Here is a 21,402-nt window from a genome sequence, read left to right as displayed (position 1 = left end):
CCAGCGTCATCATCACGACGAATCTCAGCTTCGGCGAATGGGCCGCCGTCTTCGGGGACGCCAAGATGACGACGGCTCTGCTCGATCGCCTCACTCACCGCTGCCATATCCTCGAAACCGGGAACGACAGCTTCCGGTTCAAGGACAGCTCGGCGAAGGCGGACAAGCCAGCAAAGGAGAAGACCAAAACTTGACGACCGACTGACCCGCAAGCCATCTTCAACCCGGGTCAGTTCTCAACGGAAATCCTGGGTCAAATCTCGACGGAAATCGACACCCCTTTAGTCGTCGCCTCGACGAGCCTGCGCCCCGCGGGGCGCGGGCCTCGCGAGCTCGATGATCTCTTCAGTGATCTCCTCCTGACGTGTTTGCCGATGCCGCGCCTCCAGTCGCTCGAGCGTCTTGTGCGCATTGTCGCGGGCTTCGATCATCGCGCGCATTCGCGCCTCGTTCTCCGCCGCGAAGGACAGCACCGCCGCCTCGCATAATTCGGCGAAGACATATTCTTGCGCGAGGCCCTCGACGAGCGCGCGCGGCGGCAATGTGACGAGGGGCGGAACCGCGGCGGACGCCGGCGGAAAGCGGGCGAGGTCGAGCGGCACGAGCGAGCGCGCGACGATCTCGATTCCGGCGGCGCCCGGCGCGCCGTGGATGAGCGTCACGCGATCGGCGAGCCCCTCCCCCAGGCGTCCATAAAGCTCTTGCGCGATGCGGTCGGCGAGCGACGGCGCGTCATCGACGCGCGACGCCATTGGCAGAGTCCAATCGGCCCGTGATCCGCGCTCTTGCGCGAGCGTCGCGCCGCGCTCGCCGATGATGAACAGAGCAGGCCGCTCGACGCCGTCAGCGAACCGCGCCGCCGCGTCGAGGATGCGCTCGTTGAATGCGCCGACGAAGCCGCGCTCCGAGCAGAACGCCAGGACGATATGGCCGCCGGCCGGCCGGCGCTCCGAGACGAGCCGCGAAGGCGGCGCTTCCTCGCTCAGCGCCAGCGCCGCGCAGATGGCGTCGCCCAACGTCCCCGCATAGGCGCGCACGCCGGAAAGACGCGATTGGGCTTCGCGCGTTCGGATGGCGGCGACGCCGCGCATCGCCGTGATGACGCTCTCGAGCTGCCGGGTCGCGACGATGTGGACCTTGATGTCGGCGGAGCGCTCGCTCATGAGGGACGCGCCGCGAGCTCTGTCGAAAGATCGCGCACCCGCGCCACGAGATCCGCGCGCATGGCGTCGTCGAGCGGGGCGTGACGGGAGATCGCCGCGACGCTCGGCGCGGCGACCGAGTCGAGATGCGCGGGAAGCCTCGCGGTCAGCGCAGGAATGGCTCGCGCCGGAAGGGAATCGAGAACGCCGGCGTCGAGCGCCGCGAGCAGAGCGACCTGATCGGCGAGGCGCAGCGGCGAAAAGCGCGGCTGCGTCAGCAGGCCGCGAATGCGCTCGCCCCGCGTCAGCTCCCGCTCGATGCGGGCGTTCGACATGCCGCCGAAGCGCGAGAACATCTCGAGCTCCAGAAACTGCGTGTATTGCAGACGCAATCGTCCCGAGACGTCGCGCAAGGCGTCCGGCTGCGCGCGGCCGCCGACTCGGCTGACCGAGAGGCCGACATCGACGGCCGGACGATGGTTCGCGGCGAACAAGCGGCGGTCGAGCACGATCTGTCCATCGGTGATGGAGATCAGATTGGTGGGAATATAGGCCGAGAGATTGCCGGAATCGGTCTCGGCGATCGGCAGCGCCGTGAGCGAGCCGCCGCCGAACGCCTTCGACAATTTCGCGGCGCGCTCCAAGAGTCGCGCATGGACGTAGAAGATATCGCCGGGATAGGCTTCGCGTCCGGGAGGCTCCCGGGTCAGCAGGGCGAGCTCGCGATGCGTGACCGCATGCTTGCTCAAATCGTCGATGACCACGAGCGCATGGCCGCCGCGATCACGGAAGAACTCCGCCATGGCGAAGCCCGCGAAAGGCGCGATCCATTGCAGGCCAGGCGGCGAAGCGGCGGGCGCGACGACGAAGATCGTGCGATCGGCGGCTCCTCCGCTCCTCACCGCCTCGATCGCGCGCTCGACCGAGGTCGTCCGCTGGCCGACGGCGACATAGACGCAGACGATGTCCGAGCGGCGCTGGTTGATGATGGCGTCGATGGCGATCGAGGTCTTGCCGGTGGCGTGATCGCCGATGACGAGCTCGCGCTGACCACGCCCCAGGGCGAACATGGAGTCGACGACCAATAGGCCGGTCTCGACGGGCTCGGTCACGAGATCGCGCGCGATGATGCTCGGCGCGTCGCGCTCGACGGGATGAAAGGCGGCGGCGGCGATCGGCTCGCCGCCGTCGAGTGGCCGGCCCAGCGGATCGACGACGCGCCCGAGCAGCCCCTCCCCGACCGGCGTGCGCGCGACCTCGCCGGTCGCGAAGACGCGCGCGCCGGCTTCGATCTCGTCGCCCGGATCGAGCAGCACCACGCCGACCCGATCCGCTTCGAGCACGCGCGCGAATCCGAGCTGGCCGGTCTCGAAACGCAGCAGCTCGTCGAGCGCGACCTGCGGCAGGCCGGAGACGAAGGCGATTCCGTCCGCATAGCTCTCGATGCGGCCGACCGTCTCGACCTTGGGCCCGAGATCGATCCTCGCAACCGCCTCGCGGCCGCGCGCGAGCCATTCGGCGACGGCCGGCTCATCGCTCATTTTCCGGCTCCGTCAGCAAGGTCGCGGAAATTTGCTCGAGATCGGCGCGCAGGCTGTTGCGAATGCCGGTGTGGGCGTTCTCCAATTCGAGGCCGGCGAGCAATGTCGGATCGACGCGAAGCTCGAATTTCAGCGGGTGGCCGAAGGCGCTTTCGAGCCTGCCGCGACACAGCGCGTCCTCCTCGGCGGTGAGCGGACGCGGCGCGGTCAGTATGGGCTCGCCGCGCGCGGCGAAATCGGCGCGCGCGGATTCCGGCAGAGCCGCGACCGCGTCCGCGAGACCGTCGATGAAGCCGGCGACGCGGGATGATGCAGGCAAGCGTTCGAGCAGACGCCGTGCAATGTCGACGGCGAGCAGGCTCGCGCGCTCGGCTTCGGCGCGACGGGCCGATCGTTCCGCGCGCTCGATCTCGGTCCGCATGTCCGCTCGCATGCGATCGGCGTCGGCCCTGGCGACCTCGAGCAGCCGGTCTCGCGCGTCCTTCGCCTCCGTCGTGGCGGCGTGGATCGTCGCCGCGCGATCGGCCGCCATCGCGTCGACGGCGGCGCGCGCGCGTTCTTCCAGAGTCAGGGCCGAGGCTTTGGCGGCGGCGGCGTCGTCCAGGAGCCGCCGGGCCATCGCCTCGCGCTCGGCGAGGATCGATGCGATGGGGCGGAAAAGGAAGCGGGAGAGCAGCCAGATCAACACGAGGGCGTTGACGGTCTGCAAACCGAGCGTCCACCAGTCGATCTGCATGCCTGCGAACGCCCTATTTGACGAAAGGATTGGCAAAGAGAAGCAGAAGCGCGATCACGAGACAGTAGATCGCCATGGTCTCGATCATCGCGAGGCCGACGAACAGAGTGCGCGACAGGACGCCAGCGGCCTCCGGCTGACGCGCGATCGCCTCCATGGCGGCCGCAACGGCCTTGCCTTCCGCGAGGGCGGGACCGATCGCTCCGAAGGACACGGCGACGGCGGCGGCGATCACGCTGATATATTGAATGTCGTCCATTCTTCCTCGCTCTCGTCTAGCCGCGCGCCCGCGAGCCGTGTCCATCGACCGCCGAGCCGATGAACACCATGGCGAGCGTCGCAAAAATGTAGGCCTGAACCGCGCCGGTCAGCAAATCGAGCGCCATCAGCGGAATCGGCACGAGCAGACCCGCGAGCGACAGCACGACGCCGATGACGAACACGCCGCTCATGATGTTCCCGAACAAGCGGACGACCAGCGAGAAGGTCCGCGTGATCTGCTCGACGAGATTGAGCGGGATCATGATAATGCTCGGCTCGGCGAATGTCGCGAGATAGCCGAGCGGGCCGCGCGTGCGCAGGCCGTGATAGATGGTCGCGAAGAAGACGATCAGAGCCAGCGCCGCATCGGTTTCGAGCCGCGCCGTCGGCGGCTCCACGCCGGGGACGAGCGACGACCAATTGGCGACGAGCACGAAGAGGAAGATCGTTCCGAGCAAGGCGCGATAGGGGGCTGGGTCCACGCCGATCGTGTCTCTTATCTGCTGGTCGAGCGTCTCGACGATAAGCTCGAGCGCGGATTGTCCGGTCCCCGGCCGCAACGAGAGCCGCCGAGTTACGAGAAGGCTCGCGAGAGCGAGCGCCGCCATCAGCGCCCAAGTGACGATGACGGGCTTACTGACGGGCACGGGTCCGAGCTGGAAGCCGGGCTCGAGCGCGAGCGGCGAGGATTTCATTCGAGGCCCCTCAGACGACGCAGGACGGCGCGGCGCGCCGCGAGCAGTCCCAGCGCGCCGGAGAGCAGAGCGAGGGCGCCGATCTTCGCGAGGGCTGCGAGCGCCGCGGCGAGCGCAACGAAGCGCGCTATGAGCAAGAGAATGGCCTTCGGCGTCACCCCCTGCTCGAAGAGGGCGACATTCCAACGCAGGGCCCGGAAGTAAGCGAGGCCCGCGGCGAATCCCGCGCCCGCGCCGAGGACGAGCTGAAGAGCGAGCGGGGCGGCGGAAACGGTCATTGGCGCGACATCCATTTCCAGGCGAGCCAGAGGCCGGCTCCGGCGCCGATCATGACGAGAGGCGCGGAGAAGAAGACGCCCATGTCGTACATCTTGTCCAGCCAACGTCCGAGGAACAGCCCCGCGAGCGCCGGCAGGACGATGGTCCAGCCGAGAACGCCGACCTGCCCCAGTCGGCGTCCGAGCGAGGGCTCGGCGTTCCTGCGCTGCATCTCGCGCCGCTCGGCGGCCAGTTGCGAGGCCTCCGCCATCGAATCGCGCTCCCGTTCGGGGCCGGCCTCGCTCATGGCGCGTCCTTTCCATCGCCGAACAATTCCGAGGCGCCGGACGGACGCAGATAGCGGACGAGGCGACGCACGGCGCTGACGTGCAGCCGCGTCTCCTCGACGCGCGCGCGCGCCGCCGCGTCCTTCTCGGCCGCGCGCGCGGCGCGCACCTCGGCGTCGAGCTTGCGCAGATCGCGACCGAGAAGTCCCTCCCGGCAGGCGACCGACACGCTCTCTCCGCCCCTGACGGTCAGCACGCCCCCCCGGATCGCGCAATAGCGCTCGGCGCCGTCGGCGGATCGCCAGCGCAGGACCGAAGGCGGCAGCACCGTCAGCAGATCGGCGTGGCCCGGCAGCAAGCCGAAACCGCCGCTCTCGTCCTCGGCGCGGACGGATCGCACGCCGGCTTCGTCGAGCAGCACGGCGTTCGGCGTGGTGATGGCGAGCCGCAATGCTCTGCTCACGGCCGGCCTCCCGCCGCCTCGGCGTCCATGCGCGCGGCAGCTTTCTCCTTCTGCTCCGCCTCGTCGATGGACCCGACCATATAGAAGGAGCTCTCTCGCCAATCGTCGCAGGCGCCGGAGAGAATAGCGCCGCAGCCGGCGAGCGTGTCGGCGAGGGGAACCGAGCGGCCAAGCGCTCCGGTGAAGGCCTCGGTGACGGTGAAAGGCTGGGTCAGGAAGCGCTGGAGGCGCCGCGCGCGCCCGACGATCTTGCGGTCCTCGGCTGCGAGCTCCTCGACGCCGAGCAAGGCGATGACGTCCTGCAGCTCGAGATAATGCTCGATCACCCGGCGGACCTCGGTCGCGACTTCGGCGTGCGCCTCGCCGACGACCAGCGGATCGAGCAGCACGGAGGAGGAAGCGATCGGATCGATCGCCGGATACATGCCCTCGGCCGCCATTTGTCGAGAGAGTACGATCATGCTGTCGATGTGGGTGGCGATCGTCGTCACCGCAGGATCGGTGAAATCATCCGCGGGAACATAGACCGCCTCGATCGCCGTCACGCCGACCCCGCCGACCGAGGCGATCCGCTCGTGCAGGGCCGCCACTTCGCTCGCCAGCGTCGGCTGATAGCCGACGCGCGACGGCAATCGACCCAGGAGGCCCGACACTTCGGCCCCGGCCTGGACGAAGCGGAAGATATTGTCCATCAGCAGCAGCACGTTCTGGCGCTGCTCGTCGCGGAAATATTCCGCGATGGTGAGAGCGGCGAGCGGCGCCCGCCAGCGCGCGCCGGGGGGCTCGTTCATCTGGCCATAGACCAGAACCGTACGCTCGAGCACGCCGGAGCGGCCCATGTCTCGCAGAAGCTCATGGCCCTCGCGCGAGCGCTCGCCGACGCCGGCGAACACCGATACGCCCCGATAGCCCGTCACCATCGCGTGAATGAGCTCCATCACGAGCACGGTCTTGCCGACGCCCGCCCCGCCGAACATGGCGGCCTTGCCGCCCTGAGCGATGGGCGTCAGCAGGTCGATGATCTTGATCCCCGTCGCGAAAATCTCACCGCCGCTCGGCCTCTGGGCCAGCGGCGGGGGCGCGCGATGGATCGGCCGGCGCGGCGCGTCCGCCGGCAGCGGCGGTCCATTGTCGCCGATCGCTCCCGTCACATCGATCAGCCGTCCGAGCGTCGCGTCGCCGACCGGAATCTCGATCGGCCCGCCGGTCGCTCTCACCCGGCGTCCGCGCGACAGGCCGACCGTCGATTGCAGAGCGATGGCCTGGACGCTGTTCCGGTCGAGATGAGCCTGCACCTCGGCGTAGATTTCACGTCCGCCGTCGGCCTCGACGAGCAAGGCGTCCTCGATCGCCGGCAATTCGCCCTTCTCGAAGCGCACGTCGATCACGGCGCCGCGAACGGCCGAGACCGTGCCGTGACGCGCCGCGCTCGCGTGAGAAGAAGCCGCCTCGTTCATTTGCACGCCGATCGAGCATCTCGCCGATTGGTTCGAAATCCTGGACATTCTAGCGCGAAAGCGCCCAAGTCGCCGAGACCCTGGCGGTGAGCCGTCGCACGCCGGGCCGAAGACGCAGAAACGCCACTCCGCTCGCGGAAGCCAAGGGCTCCGTTCGGCCGTTCGCCTCTGTGGCCGAAACCGCCTCCTGGTGATCGATTTCGATGATACGGCCGAGCTTGGCGCCCACGGCCTCGACATAGTTTCTCGCCCGCTGTTCCGCATCTTTCACCGCAGCGATCCGCAGTCGTTCGAGGCGCGTCCTTTCGTCGCTGACGACGAATTCCACGCCGCGAAGGTCGTTCGAGCCGGCGTCGATCGCCCGAGACAGCAAAGACGCGGCCTCATCGAGCGAATTCACCGTCACGCTCAACTCGCTTCGCGCCCGAAAGCCCCTGGAGACGTGCTTTCCATGCGCGCCGCGCGGCGCGGCTTCCTCCGTCGCGACCGACTGGAGCGTCACGCCGACGACGCGAATGTCGTCGATCGGCACGCCTTGCCGAACGAGGCCGTCCGATAAGGAGCGCGTCTTCCGCTCATTCTCGGTCACGGCCTCGGTCGCGGTGAGCCGATCCGCGACAATGTCCAGGTGGAGGATCGCTCGATCGGGAAGCGCCTCCTCCGAGGCTTCTCCCGTCACGGAAATATGCGGAAGAGTGTCCTTCAATGTCTCGGCCGAAGCGCTCGCGAGAAGGAGCGCGCTCGACAAGGCTGCGGCGAGTATTCGGGTCATCGACTTGCCTCGCTCGACGCCGCTGGCGGCGAAATCGCACGCTCCACGCTTCCGGCTTCCCCCGACTCGGCGCACCGAAGCCTCGGCGACTGGCGGAGCGTGGACTTTATCACGCTACATATCGCCCCAGCTTCACAAAACGACGAAAAAGCAAGAGAACGGCGCTCGAGCTCGTTCGCGCTACAGTCCCGACTTCAATCGGATCGAGAAGGCATTCTCCAAGCTCAAAGCTCTGCTCCGGAAAGCCCCCGAGCGAACCGTCGACGCCCTATGGAACAGGATCGGCTCAATGCTGAAGGAGCTCTCCTCCGCCGAATGTGCAAATTTCTTCTCCGCCCTCGAAAATCTACATTCCCCCACGATATTGCATGGTCTCACGAGGAGGCCGTCGCAATGAGCACGCTGACCAAGCTCGCGCTCGGCATGATGGGGCGGCTGCGTCCGAAACCTGCGCGAGACGCCGCTGCGGCGCAGATCGCGCTTCCCCCTCCGCATAAGGAAGGCGGCATGCCATTGATGGAGGCGATCGCCGAGCGGCGTTCGTCCCGAGAATTCGCGCCGGACGAGCTGCCCTTGCAGCTCCTGTCCGACCTGCTGTGGGCCGCGGACGGGGTGAATCGAGCCGAAGGCGGACGGACCGCGCCCTCCGCTTTGGACGCTCAGGAAATCGACGTCTATGTCGCGCTGCCCTCTGGCGCTTATCTCTACGTCGCCGCGGCGCACGCCCTGGGGTTGGTCGCAGCGAGCGACATGAGGCGCGTGACCGGCTATCAGGATTTCGTCGACGAAGCGCCGCTCGATCTGGTGTTCGTCGCCGACCATACGAGAATGGCGCTCGTGCCGGTCGCTCAGCGCGAGAGCTTCGCCTCGTTCGCGGCCGGCGCGATCTCGCAGAATGTGTATTTGTTCGCGGCGAGCGCGGGCCTCGCCACTGTGATCCGCGCCTGGATCGATCGCGAGGCGATCGCGCAGGCGCTGGGGCTCGGCCACGACCATCAGGTGCTTTTGTCGCAGACGATCGGCTTTCCGAAGAAGATGGAGTGAACTCCCGATGCGCATCGACCCGGCCTTCCTATTCGACCTCGACGGCACGCTGGTCGACAGCGTCTATCAGCACGTCCTCGCCTGGAAAAAGGCGCTCGACGCGGAGCACATCGATTTGTCGGTCTGGCGCATTCATCGCAAGGTCGGCATGAGCGGGGGCTTGTTCGTCAACCAGCTGCTGCGCGAGACGGGCATGGAAATCGACGCCGAGCGCGTGCGCCGTTTGAGCGCCGCCCACGCCTCCGCTTATCTCGAGATCGCCGACGGCGTGCGCCCGCTCCCGGGCGCGCGGGAGCTCCTCGCATGGCTCACCGACGCCGGCGTCCCCTGGGCGATCGCGACGAGCGGTCGCATGGAGACGGCGCGCGTCAATCTCGCCGCGCTCGGCGTCGATCCCGCCCGCACGCCGGTCGTCACCCGCGACCAGGTCGCGCACGCCAAGCCCGACCCAGACCTCTTTCTCGCTGCAGCCGAACGGCTGAACGCGCCCATAACGACGGCGTTCGTCGTCGGCGACAGCATATGGGACATGCTCGCCGCGACCCGATGCCGGGCGCTGGGCGTCGGCCTTTCGAGTGGGGGCTACGGATCCGACGAGCTGCGGCAGTCTGGCGCGTTTCGCGTCTATGACGATCCCGCCGATCTACTGTTCCACATCGACGAGATCGGTGGAAGGAAGTGACATTCGGTCGCTCTGCTCGCACTCGCTAGAATGAGCCATAAATGGTCGTCGCGGACGTCGTGGTCCGACGACAAGAAGAGCGGACTTCGAGATTCGAAGCGAGGGGAGTCGCATGATCGACGCGGCGCGGCAAATCGTCTGGTTCGAGGAAGTGACGCGCGACGATGTTCCGAGCGTCGGCGGAAAGAACGCCTCGCTCGGAGAGATGATTTCCCGACTCACAGAAAAAGGCGTTAGGACGCCCTCTGGATTTGCGACGACAGCGCAAGCCTATTGGCGCTTCATCGACAGCAATGGCGCGCGGAATGTCATCGCCACGACGCTCGACGACCTCGAATCCGGCCACATCGCGCTCGCCGACGCCGGTCGAACAATTCGTAACGCCATTCTACGCGGCGAATGGTCGAGCGAAATGGCGAGCGCCATCGTCGAGGCCTATCGCGAGCTGGGTCGGCGCATCGGCAGGGACGCGCCCGATGTCGCGGTGAGGTCGAGCGCAACCGCCGAAGACCTGCCGAATGCGAGCTTCGCAGGACAGCAGGAGACCTATCTGAACATTCGCGGCGAGCGGGCGTTGCTCGACGCCTGTCGGCGCTGCTACGCATCGCTCTTCACGGATCGCGCGATAAGCTATCGCAAGGCGCAGGGTTTCGACCATATGAAAGTCGCGCTGTCGGTCGGCGTGCAGATCATGGTCCGGTCCGACACAGGCGGCGCGGGCGTGATGTTCTCGCTGGACACGGAGACGGGCTTCGACAAGGTCGCGCTCATCAACGCCTCTTGGGGCCTCGGCGAGAATGTCGTGCAGGGCGCGGTGGACCCGGACGAATATGTCGTGTTCAAGCCGTTCCTCTCCAATGCGGCGCTGTCGCCGATCATCGAGAAGAAGCGCGGCGGCAAGCTGGTGAAGATGATCTATGCACAGGGCGGCGAGCAGCCGACGCGCAATGTCCCGACGTCCAAGGCCGAGCGCGCCTCCTTCGTGCTCGCAGACGAGGACATTCTGACTCTGTCTCGCTGGGCCTGTCTGATCGAGGACCATTATGGCCGGCCAATGGATATGGAATGGGCCAAGGATGGCGAGACCGGCGAGCTCTTCATCGTCCAGGCGCGTCCGGAGACGGTTCAATCGCGACGCGAGGCGAGCGCGCTGAAGTCTTATCGCATAGGCAAGAAAGGCCGCAGGATCTGCACGGGATTGGCGATCGGCGACGCGGTGGCGACCGGCAAGGTCTGCGTCATCGAGGATGTTCGCGACATTGGTCGTTTCGTCGATGGCGCCGTATTGGTCACGCGCACGACCGATCCGGATTGGGCGCCCATCATGAAGCGGGCCACGGCGATCGTGACCGAGCATGGCGGACGCACCTCGCATGCGGCTATCGTCAGCCGCGAGCTCGGATTGCCGGCGATCGTCGGCGCGCCGGATGCGACGCGACTGCTCCACGACGAGCAGATCGTCACCTTGTCCTGCGCCGAAGGCGACACGGGATTCGTCTATGATGGCGTCGCCGAGATCGAGATCGAGGAGCTCGATCTCGCCGCCGTTCCGGCGACGCGCGTCGAGGTCATGCTCAATCTCGCCGATCCAGCCGCGGCCTTTCGCTGGTGGCGTCTGCCTTCCGACGGAGTGGGCCTCGCGCGGATGGAGTTCGTCATCAACAATCACATCAAGATCCATCCGATGGCGCTGGTCCATTATGATTCGCTGAAGGATGAGGCGGCCAAAAAGATCATCGCCGAGGCGACGGTCGGTTACGAGAACAAGAGCGATTATTTCGTCGAAGGGCTCGCGCGGGCGCTCGGCCGCATCGCCGCCTCCGTTCATCCGCGGCCGGTCATCGTGCGCATGAGCGATTTCAAGACCAATGAATATGCCTCTCTGGTCGGCGGCGCCCAATTCGAGCCGAGGGAAGAAAATCCGATGATCGGCTTCCGCGGCGCGTCGCGTTATTACTCTCCGCGCTATCAAGAAGGGTTCGCGCTCGAATGCCGCGCCATACGCCGTCTTCGCGACGAAATGGGATTCACCAATGTCATCGTGATGATCCCCTTCTGCCGGGCGGTCAAAGAGGCGGATCGCGTGCTCGAGGTCATGGCGGCCAATGGGTTGAAACGCGGCGAGCACGGGCTTCAGGTCTATGTCATGTGCGAGATTCCCTCGAATGTCATTCTCGCCCGCGCCTTTGCGGAGCGCTTCGATGGTTTCTCGATCGGCAGCAATGATCTCACGCAGCTCACTCTCGGCGTCGACCGAGACTCGGCGGAGCTCTCCGATCTGTTCGACGAGAGGGACGAGGCGGTGAAATGGATGATCCGCACCGTCATCGACGCCGCGCGCGACGCGGGAGCCAAGGTCGGGCTGTGCGGGCAAGCGCCGAGCGACCATCCCGATTTCGCCGAATTCCTGGTCGAATGCGGGATCGATTCCGTGTCGGTGACGCCCGACAGCTTCGTCGTCGTGAAGCAGCATGTGGCGGCCGCGGAGAGTTGATTGACCGCGACCCGTTCAGTAATCGATGACCATCCGGCTGAAATTCGCCGAGGAGATCACATCGCCGTCGATAACGCAGGATTGTCCGTCCGCACATGCGCGCTTGGCCCCCTGGGTAACCACTTGTCGCGAATATTTCGTATGGATCGGTTGGCTGTTGTCGTAAGGCCGACCGCAGAAATATTATCCTTCGCTGTCTTCAGTATTTCGCCAAACTTATGATGCTTTTGCGGCCTCTTCTTTTTTGACCAGGCAGCTTATACCTCATCTTTCAGCCCCCCAGTTTGAAAGACTTTCTTTTTCGATTAGGTCGGGGACTGCATTGAGAGCCGTTAACCGCCATAGAAGCGCCGTCTGGCTTCTTGCTCTATGTCGAGCCGCAACTGAAAGTCCGCAAGCTTTTTCATTTCACGTCTACGCGCTTCTTCGTCTGGAGCAGCGCGCAATACGCGGGTCTGCTCTTCGACGGCTTTACGCAATTCGATTTCACGGGGTAAGGCTCCAGCTTCAGACATGATGCGGAAGCCGATGGCGTCCACACTGCTACCACCGCTCAGATCTAGGGGTTTTCCTGCCCCCTTTAGGTTATCGAATTGACCTTCGATTTGAGCCTTTAGAATTTGCCTTTCAGCCAGACTGGAAAATTTCACTGTTGCTTTCCCTTTGCTCTTGATCAAGCCAAAAATCCTCGCTCCAGCTCGTCGAAAACGGGCCAGAACATTTCCAAGTCGTGAGGTCCACGAGCGCCAAAGGCCGTCAATGCACCGGTGATGACCAGCGCGGCGGGTAGCGCTGTCAGATCGGAGCGGAACGCACCTTGCTGCTGCCCTATCGTAATGATCTCCGCGTAACGGCGGCACCATTCCTGTGTGAAGGAATCGATCATTGCCGCAACTTCTGGCTCGGATCGACCGACCTGTCTGAGTTGAGCCAAGCAAGCCGCCAACTCAGGACTGTCGCGAAGACTGTCGTGATATGCCTGCGCTTCAGCACGAAGCTGCGCACCGGCAGGCCTCTCCGCATCGGGGGGCGGCGGCAATTTGCGAAGAAAGTCATCTCGCGTGGTTTCAGCGACCAGCACAACCAATGCGGCCTTGTTTGGTACATGAAAATGCAAGGTGGAAATGTTGATGCCGACACGCGCCGCGACGTCTCGGGTCCGTAACGCAGCATACCCGTTTTCCAGGATCAGCGCCCTTGCGGCTTCAGCGATCATCGTCCGGCGTTCGTCTTTGCGAATATAGGACTGCTTTTGGTCATGGCTTGGCATAAATCAATCATATGATTGATTTATTGCTCTGACAAGGGATTGTTCGCCGATTTCAGAGAGAAGTCGCGTCTGAAGGGGGTCTTCCTCACTTTCCGTGTTGCTGATAGCCGCTTCGAATTCGTAACACTCGGAAAACACATGGGATATTGAAATGCGCGCCGCTTGAAAAATCGGGAGTAACAAGATCGCTCGAGCGGCTAACATTTGTCCATTCTTTCAATACCTTTCGGCAGGCTCGCGCGACAGTATGAGCACGGAAAGTGAGGAAGACCCTCCTAACGCAGGATTCGCGGAGTTAAAGGCAACGCGACACCAGTGGCGGGTCCTCTCGGCCCCGGTGTCGCCGAGGCGCCTGTCGCTCGCGCTTCACGAGCGGCGATAAGGCGAATTGAGATGCGCGAACTCGTATCGACCGCAAATGGTCACGAGTTAAATCAGATTTGAGCGGGCTGCTCGCCTTTGGGCTCGATGCGGCCGGTTTGATCAACCTCCTCGTCTCGGAGGGCGATGCGCGCGATCCGATCGACGACGCTGCGCGACGCGAGAGCGCCTCACGTCTTGGGCGCGGGCCGGCGACGTCGTTCCGGCGCGTTTGCGGCGCTTGACACTGTCGCGACGCTACCCTGGCCATCCGTCGGCCTGGTTCTCGAGCCACGCGCACCACCGACGGCCGCGGGAGGAGGGGGGCGCTCTCGTCGACGCGCCGCTTTTGTTTCAGGATCGGATCAGCGCGATCGTGAACGGCGCACAGGAGAGCCGCTCGCGGCGCGACCCGGCCCTGGCGACACTCTGGGCGCAGCTCGACATTCTGGGGATTGCGCGGCCGATTCTGGCGCTGCGCAGCGCCAGCGGGTGGCGACGCCCGGAACGTCATCGGCTCCCCCGATTCGCTCGGGTGCTCACCGCTCCGATTGCGCATCCCGACGCTCAACGCGGCGGACGCGGTTCTCGATCTGGTTACCGACCCTGTCGAGGCGCTTCGAGCCCCCCGCGCCGTTGCGAGGTCTTCCGGCGGGACTTCGCTCGGCGCACGTGTATAGCGACGGCGGGGCGGGCGAATTCCGACGCATCACGTGCGAGATCCTGGCAAATCCGAGATGGCGGGACGCCGAAGATCTCCCGCAGCGACGGCGACGACGCGTTCTGTCGCGGCCGATCGGCGCCCCGCGCTCACCGCTCGGCGCAGGCAGAGCGGCGTCGGCCGGACGGGGCTGGGGCCATGGATGTCGTGTCATCGGAAGCGCTCGAAGATCTCTCTCCTGTCCAAGGGCCGTCCCGCGGGCACACTCGGATGCCAAAAATCCGACGCCGCGGAGCACTCCCGAGCGCGGAAACCGCCTCGATCGCCCGGAAATCCGGGGCTGTGGGATTATGTCCGATAAACCAACCTTATCGGACTTGATGGGGTCGACCCGAGAAATCGCGAGTGTTGTCAATTTGCATTTCAATCCGGGACTTGCCCATTAAATGATCTCAACAAGATAGCTGAGACCGAAGTGCCCGCCCAGACAGTTCAATCGAGACTGGCGCGGACATTCCGGGCACTCGAAATCGAACTCGTCGACCGGTCGATCGACAGAGGCATTTTCGAGGGCGATGCCCGCTTCACCCAAGGAATTCATGCGCCGCCTACCCTTTCAATCGAGACTCAGCACGCAAAAGTCTCATATGGCGTGCCGCAAATCGTAACATTCATCCCGAGTCCCGGATTGAAGCGCCAATCGACAACTCTCACGTCGCACGGCCGTGTTCAACCTGAGACCGCCGGCGGCGATCTCAGTCGTTCTTCTGAAAAGCGAGCTTGAAGGTCGCGCCGCCGCCCGGCGTCTCCTCCACCCATATTCGGCCGGAGAGCTTCTCCATCAATTCACGCGCTATGGCGAGGCCGAGGCCGGCGCCGGGCGTCGCCTCGCTCTTGCGCCAGAAGGCCTCGAAAATCGCGTCGCGATGGGCGGGCTCCACGCCTTCGCCATGATCTTCCACCTCGACCACGGCGTCGGCGGTCACGCGCACGACGACGGCGCCGCCCAAAGGCTCGGCACGCACGGCGTTGGCGATGAGATTGCCGACGACGCTCTCCAGCGCCCATTCATAGGCGCGCGCGACGACCAGCGTCGGCGGCGGCTCGAAAGCGAGGCGGCGGCCGGCGCGGAGCGCGATCGGCGTGTAATCGGCGGTGACGGTCAGCACGGCCTCGCCGAGATCGAGCTGCGGCGCTGCGCAAGTCTTGGCGCGCTCCTCGACTTGCGCCAGCACCATGAGCTGCTCGAGGATCGTCTGAATGCGCAGCGAATCGCGCTCTAGCTCTCGTTTGATCGGCGTGTCGTCGAGCTGATCGAGCCGCGTGCGCAAAATGGTGATGGGCGTGCGCAGCTCATGCGCCGAATTGGCGATGAAGCGACGCTGGCGGGCGACGCCAGCGTCGACGCGCTCGAGCGCGCCATTCAGCGCCTCGACGAAGGGAAGGACCTCGGAGGGCATGTCGGCCGTGGGCACGCGGCGATCGAGCGAGTCGAGGTCGATCTCGGCGAGCTTGGCCGCGCTGACGCGCAGAGGCGTCAGGCTCCTGCGCACGACGACGAGCGCGACCAGCGACAGCACCGCGCAGAGTGGAATATAGGCGAGGACATTTGCCGTGGTGGGATAGTTGTAGAGCCAGAACAGCATATCGTCCCAATGGAATTGCGCGCCATAGACGACGGTGCCGAAACGGCCGAGGGGCGTGCGCACCATTCGGGCGGAGCCGCGCGAGTCGGGGTCGGCGTCGCCTAATATGTGGAAGGTCGCACCGAGCATTTCGAGCTTGCCGAGCTGGCTGCTGAAATAATCGACGAGCTGCTGCGACGAGCCGGCGAAGGCCTCGCCTGTCTGCGCGTCGAAAGCCGCGAAACGGAAGCGCGGATTGCGCGCCAAATAGTCTCGCAGCTCCGGCGTCGGCTCTATGCGAAGCCGGCCCTCCGGCGTCTTGCGGACGGCGTGCATGACGATGACGCGCGCGCGCTTCACCGTATGGCCCTCGAGCCGCACATAGCCGACATCGTCGACGCCGAACGCCGCCAGCGGCAAGAGCACGGTCGCCGGAACGGTGAAGAAGGCGATGAGCGAGAAGACGACCCAATTGAAGACGAGCCGGGAGGAGAGCGAGCGAAGCAGCCTCACGCGCGCGATATCTCGATGAGATAGCCGATGCCGCGCAGCGTATGGATCTCGACGCCGGCCTCGCATTCCTTCAGCCGCTGGCGCAGGCGCGAGACCGACATTTTGAGCGCGTCGAGCTGCACATTGTCGTCGAGCCCATAGATTTCGTCGAGCAAGGTGCTGTGCTTGACCGCTCGTCCGGCGCGCCGCATCAGCGCCTCGAGCAGCAGCAATTCGCGCTTGGCGAGGACCAGGGGGCTCCCGCGCACGAAGGCCTCGCGCTGGTCGAGATCGAAGGACAATTCGCCGAGCGCGACCGGCGGCAGAGCGGCGCCCTGTGGACGTCGCAGCACGGCTCTTATGCGCGCCAGCAGCTCGTCGACGTCGAAGGGCTTGGTGAGATAGTCGTCGGCGCCGGCGTCGAGCCCGTTGATCCTGTCGTCGATCGAGCGCGCCGCCGTCACCAGCAGCACGCGCGAGCGCGGCTTGGTCGCGCGCAGCTGCTTCAGAATCGACACGCCGTCGCCGTCGGGCAAGCGGCGGTCGAGCAGGACGACCGGATAATCGAATTGCGCGACCGCCTCCACCGCCTCCGCCAGCGTCGCGACGCTGTCGGCGACATAACCCGATTTGGTGAGCCGCCCGGCGACGAGCATCGCCAGCTCCGGCTGGTCCTCGACGATCAAAATCCGCATCTATTCTTTTCCGCCCCGCCGCCGAACGACAGCCTAGCCGCCGGTGTCGTATCTTTGCAACAGGTCGCAGCGAATTCGCGCCGCCCGGCCATCGCCGGGGCTGTCGTTACGCTACCGTTATGCGAATTTTGTTAGAGGAATTGTCCTCATCTGGCGTGAGGATGCAATTTTGCGGCGTCTGGTTCGGGTTTTCGCGCTTCTGCTCGTTATGCAGGGCTTGGCTATGGGCCTCGGCCGCGAAGCCGCAGCCGCGCATGCGGTCGGGATGGGCCGCGTCGGCGCGGCCTCAGGCGAATGCCGGCCACAGGGCCGCACGACGCCGGGGCGGCCGCACCCGGCCGATTGCTGCCTGATCTGTTCGGTCGACCGCGCGGACAAGCAGGCCGATCTGCTCGCCATTCTCACCAGTCGCGCGCCATTTCCCGAGCCGCGCGCCTCCGGCTGCGCCGCCCGCGCCGAAGACGGAGGGCCTCGCGCGCCTTCGGCCTGCGCCTGCTCCGCCTCGGCCCGCGGCCCGCCGCCCGTCTCTCCGCCGATCGAGCGCAGCCGTCGGGCCGCATGATCTGTCTGCTTCAAGCGCGTCCCTCGAAGACGCGGCCGGAGACCATCACAATGCATATTGTTTCACGCGCGGCGCGGCGCGCCCTCGCCAGCACGGCGCTATCCCTCGCTTTTCTGGCTCACGCGCAGGCGCAGGAGCTGCTGCCGACGATCGACATCGGCGCAACCGCGCGCCGCCCGGCCGGCGCCGATGATCCGCGCAGCGCGCGATCGGGCGACCGCGTGACCGGCTACGCCGCCGCCAGCGCCGCCTCCGCCAAGCTCGACGCGCCAATCCTCGACACGCCGATCGCCGTGCAAGTGGTGACGCGCCAGACGATGGACGACCGCCAGGCCATCTCCATCAATGACGCCGTCGTCGGCACGGTGAGCAGCACATCGTTGATGCCGACCGGCTGCACATTGTTCCAGAATCTCATCATCCGCGGCTTTCCGACCGGCAATCTCCAGCTCTCGCAATCTTATCGCAACGGCCTGCTGCTTCCCGCGCAAAAATGCCCGAGCACCGCCAATGTACAATCGATCGAGGTGGTGAAAGGTCCTGTCGCCATGCTCTACGGCCGCGTCGAGCCCGGCGGCCTCGTCGACACGATCATCAAGCGCCCGCTGGAGACGCCCTATTATTCCGTCCAGCAGCAGGGAAGCTCCTTCGGCGGCGCGCGCACGACGATCGACGCCACTGGTCCGATCACGCCGGACAAAGTCTGGCTCTATCGCGTGACCGCGGAATTCAATCACAATCCGTCTTTCATCGATTATGTGACCGATGATCGCTGGTTCGGCTCGGCGACCGTCACCTATCATCCGAGCGAGCATTTCAAGCTCAATGTCGACGCCGAATATACGGATGTGAAGGGCGTCGACAACAACCCGAATATTCCCGCCATCGGCTACAACGCCGCGCCGATTCCGATCAGCCGCTATCTCGGCGATCCCAGCATCACCGTCGACAATCCCAGCCACGACATGCGTCGGCAGGTCGCCTTCGATTGGACCTATGATCTCGACCAGGATTGGAGCGTCACCAATCGCTTTCTCTATTCCAACAGTCGCGCCATTCAGACGAGCTTCTTCCTCGTCTGCGTCAATCAGCCGGGCCAGCTCAACAACACGCCTGCGGCCTGGTGCCCGAGCTCAGGGCCGGTCGGACAATCCAATGTCTCGCTCAATTGGGGTCCGGTCACCTATCGCACCATCACCGGCAATCTCGATGTGAAGGGCAGGTTCGACACGGGATTCCTGCATCATTCCGTGCTCATCGGCACGGATCATATGAGCTATTCGCAGGTCGGCGACATTTATCAGTCGAACCAGGCGCAATCGCTCAACATCTATGCGCCCAATTATTACAATGCGAGCATCGCGCCCTATAGCGGCCTCGGAATCTCGCGCTTCATCACGCCAGCCAATGGCACGGCCTTCATCCGCGCGCAGGAGTGGCAGGGTCTCTATGCGCAGGACATGATCTCCTTCTTCGACGATCGCGTCCATCTTCTGCTCGGCGGCCGCTATGATTTCGCCAGCGCCGTGAGCTCGGGCCAATCCTCGACCTCGGCTCTGCTGAATAATGCGCTGATGCGCGCCAATTATCTCGCCGTGCGCGTCGCCGATCACGCCTTCAGCCCGCGCGTCGGCCTCTCGGTCCAAGCGCTGCCCTGGCTCGCCTTCTATGGCAATTACACGGAGTCCTTCGGCGTCAACAATGGCGTGACGCGCAACAACACGCCGCTCGGCCCACAGCGCGCGATCCAGTGGGAAGGCGGCATGAAGGCGGAGCTCTTCGACAAGCGCCTCATCGCCACGGCGGCCTATTACGTCATCGATAAGCATAATATCGCGCAGGCGACGCCGAGCGCTCCGACGGCGCTGCGCAATTATGTGTTCGATCTGCTCGATGCACGCAGCGAAGGCGTCGAGCTCGACGTGAGCGGACGCATCGACGACAATTGGAGCGTCATCGCCAATTTCTCCCATATGTCGACGCATGTGACGAGAGGCTCGACGCCTTCGGCGACGGACCCCTTCGATGTGACGACGCAGGCGCCCATCGCCGGCAAGCGCCTGCCGGCCGTGCCTGACAATATGGGCAATGTCTGGGTGAAATATGAGGCGGACGGCTATTTGCGCGGCTTGAGCGGGGCGATCGGCGTGTCGCGCGTCGGCAACGCCTTCGTCGATCCCGCCAACACCTATCTCGCGCCCGCCTATACGAATCTGAACGCGATGGCCTCCTATCGCTTCCAGCTCGGGGGGAGCTTCGTGACGGCGCAGATCAACGCCGACAATCTCACCAATTCCACCTATTACTACGGCACGTCGCAATTCCCCGGCCGCTTCGCCGGCTCGCCCGGCGCGCCGCGCTCCGTCATCGGCTCGCTGCGCGTCGAATATTGATCGTCCGGCCGCCGCGGGTCGCGGCGGCCGCCTCTAGGAACCATGCCCGCGCGCGGGTTCCGCCGCGATCTTTTTGTCGCGGGTCGGTTGGGGCTATGATCGGTCGCGGTGGAGCTGGCGGACGTGTGCGATGATCGATGTCAAGGGAAGCCATTTTGAACGCGACGTGGTCTTGTGGGGCGTCCGCTGGTATGTGGCGTATCCGATGAGCTACCGCCAACTCGAGGAAGTGATGGAAGAGCGCGGCGTCGATGTCGACCATTCGACGCTCAACCATTGGGTCGTCGAATATGCCCCTTTTTTGGAGGGGCGGTTTCGTGCTGGCGAGCGCGCGGTCGGTTCGAGCTGGCGACTCGATGTATCCGGCTGTCGACAAGGCAGGCGCAACGGTGGATTTTCTGCTGACGGCCAAGAGGGACTGCAAAGCAGCGTTGCGCTTTTTGCGCAAGGCGAATCGCCAGCGAGGCGAGCCGCAGAAGATCACGATCGACAGGAGCGGCGCCAACACGGCAGCGATCGAACGCTACAAAGCGGAGCATGAAGCTGACATCGAAATCCGCCGCATCAGATATCTCAATAATATTGTCGAACAGGACCATCGAGCGGTGAAGCGAGTGACGCGGCCGATGTTGGGTTTTGAAATCATTTCGATCGGCTGCTGCGACGCTCTCGGGGATCGAGCTCATGCATTTGATCCGAAAGGGACAGTCGCGGGCCAGGGGCAAATTTCGTCCAGCACAGCAGTTCTATGCCCTCGCCGCGTAAGCCATGTCATTCTCACACGCTCGTCGCATCCATAAACAAGAATTTGCGACGGAACCCTCATCAGCGGAGCGGTGATTTCCGTATGATCTGCCTGAGAGAATCGAGATCGATAGGCTTCACGAGATGCAATCGATGCCCGCCTCGGCGGAACGCTCGTAGTCTTTCGACTGGCCGAATCCTGTCGTAGCGACCAGCAGAAGGTCCGGATTCAATCCGGCTACGACGAAGCAATCGATTTCTTTCTCATGTCGGACGCCCATGCGTCGGATGCGGACACCGCGATCGAAAGCGCAAATGAGCTGCGCTTGTTGTTCGCATGTCTTGCCGAGCTTCCGCCGATCTGTCGAAGAATTTTCCTGCTTTACCACATCGACGATTTCAATCGGAAGTCGCGACGCGCTGCGACGTCTCCACGAGAGCCGTCGAACGCAATCTGGTCAAGGCGCGCGAATTTTTACTCGGTCGGCTCGGACGCAAGTCGACGACGACCGCATCGAGGCGCGCGCCAGAAACAAACAATTCGAATTCCGTGTCGGGTTTTTTCATGCAGAACCGTCTCAGTATCTCGGAAGGCTCGCGCAGGCGACCGACCCGCCGCTCCAATGACCAGATGCGGCGACATCGACTGATCGTCCAAGGAGACTATCATGGCTATCAACATCGTGAAGCGCACCACTCTCGTCGTCAACGGCCGCAGCGGCGCCGACTGCGGCACTGCTTGCTGGGGCTAAGCATCGCAGCTGTCGT

The 21,402-nt window shown here is 64.6% G+C and carries 22 protein-coding genes and 2 pseudogenes; 10 read left to right on the top strand and 14 right to left on the bottom strand.

Annotated elements, in window-relative coordinates; genetic code table 11:
* Positions 1 to 194: ATP-binding protein (locus tag A1351_RS15480; RefSeq protein ID WP_198162191.1), on the top strand; the 194-nt coding region annotated here is incomplete at its 5' end.
* Between the two features lie 87 nt (positions 195 to 281).
* Here the strand turns inward: A1351_RS15480 and A1351_RS15475 are convergent.
* The 10 genes from A1351_RS15475 to A1351_RS15430 are packed head-to-tail and all read right to left on the bottom strand — an operon-like array spanning position 282 to position 7,612.
* Positions 282 to 1,163 (bottom strand): F0F1 ATP synthase subunit gamma, encoded by an 882-nt coding sequence (locus tag A1351_RS15475; protein ID WP_026598338.1) that lies wholly within the window; start codon positions 1,161 to 1,163, stop codon positions 282 to 284.
* Positions 1,160 to 2,683, bottom strand: coding sequence for a F0F1 ATP synthase subunit alpha (locus A1351_RS15470; protein ID WP_024881805.1), 1,524 nt, complete (start codon positions 2,681 to 2,683; stop codon positions 1,160 to 1,162). Before A1351_RS15470 ends, A1351_RS15475 begins: the two co-directional genes overlap by 4 nt.
* Entirely contained in the window at positions 2,673 to 3,419 is a 747-nt protein-coding gene (locus tag A1351_RS15465) for a F0F1 ATP synthase subunit delta (protein ID WP_024881806.1), read from the bottom strand. The genes A1351_RS15470 and A1351_RS15465 overlap by 11 nt, the downstream gene beginning before the upstream one ends.
* Before the next feature lie 13 nt (positions 3,420 to 3,432).
* Positions 3,433 to 3,678 carry a F0F1 ATP synthase subunit C gene (locus A1351_RS15460; protein WP_003611173.1) on the bottom strand — a complete coding sequence of 82 codons (246 nt, stop codon included), beginning with the start codon at positions 3,676 to 3,678 and terminating at the stop codon, positions 3,433 to 3,435.
* A gap of 16 nt (positions 3,679 to 3,694) precedes the next feature.
* On the bottom strand, positions 3,695 to 4,375 hold the full coding sequence (locus A1351_RS15455; RefSeq protein WP_024881807.1) for a F0F1 ATP synthase subunit A: 681 nt from the start codon (positions 4,373 to 4,375) through the stop codon (positions 3,695 to 3,697).
* The gene (locus A1351_RS15450) at positions 4,372 to 4,653 is read right to left on the bottom strand and encodes an ATP synthase subunit I (protein WP_083967352.1); all 282 of its coding nucleotides are present in this window, start codon (positions 4,651 to 4,653) and stop codon (positions 4,372 to 4,374) included. Before A1351_RS15450 ends, A1351_RS15455 begins: the two co-directional genes overlap by 4 nt.
* The gene (locus tag A1351_RS15445; protein ID WP_064033400.1) at positions 4,650 to 4,940 is read right to left on the bottom strand and encodes an AtpZ/AtpI family protein; all 291 of its coding nucleotides are present in this window, start codon (positions 4,938 to 4,940) and stop codon (positions 4,650 to 4,652) included. The genes A1351_RS15450 and A1351_RS15445 overlap by 4 nt, the downstream gene beginning before the upstream one ends.
* The gene (locus tag A1351_RS15440) at positions 4,937 to 5,383 is read right to left on the bottom strand and encodes a F0F1 ATP synthase subunit epsilon (RefSeq protein ID WP_024881810.1); all 447 of its coding nucleotides are present in this window, start codon (positions 5,381 to 5,383) and stop codon (positions 4,937 to 4,939) included. Before A1351_RS15440 ends, A1351_RS15445 begins: the two co-directional genes overlap by 4 nt.
* Positions 5,380 to 6,840, bottom strand: a complete 1,461-nt coding sequence (gene atpD / locus A1351_RS15435) for a F0F1 ATP synthase subunit beta (RefSeq protein ID WP_024881811.1) — start codon at positions 6,838 to 6,840, stop codon at positions 5,380 to 5,382. Before atpD ends, A1351_RS15440 begins: the two co-directional genes overlap by 4 nt.
* Before the next feature lie 49 nt (positions 6,841 to 6,889).
* Positions 6,890 to 7,612: an SIMPL domain-containing protein gene (locus A1351_RS15430; RefSeq protein ID WP_064033399.1), complete on the bottom strand. Its 723-nt coding sequence runs from the start codon at positions 7,610 to 7,612 to the stop codon at positions 6,890 to 6,892.
* A 181-nt stretch (positions 7,613 to 7,793) separates the two neighbouring features.
* On the opposite strand from A1351_RS15430, the pseudogene A1351_RS25865 reads away from it, so the two are divergent.
* From A1351_RS25865 to ppsA, 4 genes and pseudogenes are all read left to right on the top strand, one after another.
* A pseudogene (locus A1351_RS25865) lies at positions 7,794 to 8,009 on the top strand (hypothetical protein); the annotation flags it as partial.
* On the top strand, positions 8,006 to 8,656 hold the full coding sequence (locus tag A1351_RS15425; protein ID WP_024881813.1) for a SagB/ThcOx family dehydrogenase: 651 nt from the start codon (positions 8,006 to 8,008) through the stop codon (positions 8,654 to 8,656). The pseudogene A1351_RS25865 and the gene A1351_RS15425, both read left to right, overlap by 4 nt.
* A 7-nt stretch (positions 8,657 to 8,663) precedes the next feature.
* Positions 8,664 to 9,338, top strand: a complete 675-nt coding sequence (locus A1351_RS15420; protein ID WP_024881814.1) for an HAD family phosphatase — start codon at positions 8,664 to 8,666, stop codon at positions 9,336 to 9,338.
* A gap of 112 nt (positions 9,339 to 9,450) precedes the next feature.
* A complete protein-coding gene (gene ppsA, locus A1351_RS15415) occupies positions 9,451 to 11,832 on the top strand; it encodes a phosphoenolpyruvate synthase (RefSeq protein ID WP_024881815.1) in 2,382 nt (793 codons plus the stop codon).
* 332 nt (positions 11,833 to 12,164) lie between these two features.
* Here the strand turns inward: ppsA and A1351_RS24050 are convergent, their stop codons facing one another.
* Both A1351_RS24050 and A1351_RS15410 read right to left on the bottom strand, forming a co-directional pair.
* The gene (locus A1351_RS24050) at positions 12,165 to 12,509 is read right to left on the bottom strand and encodes a DUF1992 domain-containing protein (protein ID WP_198022825.1); all 345 of its coding nucleotides are present in this window, start codon (positions 12,507 to 12,509) and stop codon (positions 12,165 to 12,167) included.
* Positions 12,506 to 13,048 carry a TetR/AcrR family transcriptional regulator gene (locus A1351_RS15410; RefSeq protein ID WP_024881816.1) on the bottom strand — a complete coding sequence of 181 codons (543 nt, stop codon included), beginning with the start codon at positions 13,046 to 13,048 and terminating at the stop codon, positions 12,506 to 12,508. The genes A1351_RS24050 and A1351_RS15410 overlap by 4 nt, the downstream gene beginning before the upstream one ends.
* Before the next feature lie 494 nt (positions 13,049 to 13,542).
* Here A1351_RS15410 and A1351_RS24820 point away from each other — a divergent pair, with 494 nt between their 5' ends.
* Positions 13,543 to 13,707, top strand: a complete 165-nt coding sequence (locus A1351_RS24820; protein ID WP_157096324.1) for a hypothetical protein — start codon at positions 13,543 to 13,545, stop codon at positions 13,705 to 13,707.
* A 1,171-nt stretch (positions 13,708 to 14,878) separates the two neighbouring features.
* Here A1351_RS24820 and A1351_RS15405 read toward each other — a convergent pair.
* Positions 14,879 to 16,261 (bottom strand): HAMP domain-containing sensor histidine kinase, encoded by a 1,383-nt coding sequence (locus tag A1351_RS15405; protein WP_024881817.1) that lies wholly within the window; start codon positions 16,259 to 16,261, stop codon positions 14,879 to 14,881.
* Positions 16,258 to 16,935: a response regulator transcription factor gene (locus A1351_RS15400; protein ID WP_024881818.1), complete on the bottom strand. Its 678-nt coding sequence runs from the start codon at positions 16,933 to 16,935 to the stop codon at positions 16,258 to 16,260. Before A1351_RS15400 ends, A1351_RS15405 begins: the two co-directional genes overlap by 4 nt.
* Before the next feature lie 169 nt (positions 16,936 to 17,104).
* On the opposite strand from A1351_RS15400, the gene A1351_RS25435 reads away from it, so the two are divergent.
* The 4 genes and pseudogenes from A1351_RS25435 (at position 17,105) to mbnA (ending at position 21,386) form a co-directional block, all read left to right on the top strand.
* Positions 17,105 to 17,497, top strand: a complete 393-nt coding sequence (locus tag A1351_RS25435; protein ID WP_166671906.1) for a hypothetical protein — start codon at positions 17,105 to 17,107, stop codon at positions 17,495 to 17,497.
* Between the two features lie 50 nt (positions 17,498 to 17,547).
* Positions 17,548 to 19,890, top strand: coding sequence for a TonB-dependent siderophore receptor (locus A1351_RS15390; protein WP_064033403.1), 2,343 nt, complete (start codon positions 17,548 to 17,550; stop codon positions 19,888 to 19,890).
* 130 nt (positions 19,891 to 20,020) lie between these two features.
* Positions 20,021 to 20,655 (top strand): annotated as a pseudogene (locus A1351_RS15385) (IS6 family transposase).
* A gap of 647 nt (positions 20,656 to 21,302) precedes the next feature.
* On the top strand, positions 21,303 to 21,386 hold the full coding sequence (mbnA, locus tag A1351_RS26215; RefSeq protein ID WP_083967350.1) for a methanobactin: 84 nt from the start codon (positions 21,303 to 21,305) through the stop codon (positions 21,384 to 21,386).
* The last annotated feature ends 16 nt before the right edge of the window (positions 21,387 to 21,402 follow it).

The sequence above is a fragment of the Methylosinus sp. R-45379 genome (assembly GCF_001644125.1).
Classification (GTDB): domain Bacteria; phylum Pseudomonadota; class Alphaproteobacteria; order Rhizobiales; family Beijerinckiaceae; genus Methylosinus.
The sequence above is the reverse complement of the archived record's forward strand: the minus strand, read 5'-3'. Positions and strand labels throughout refer to the sequence as shown.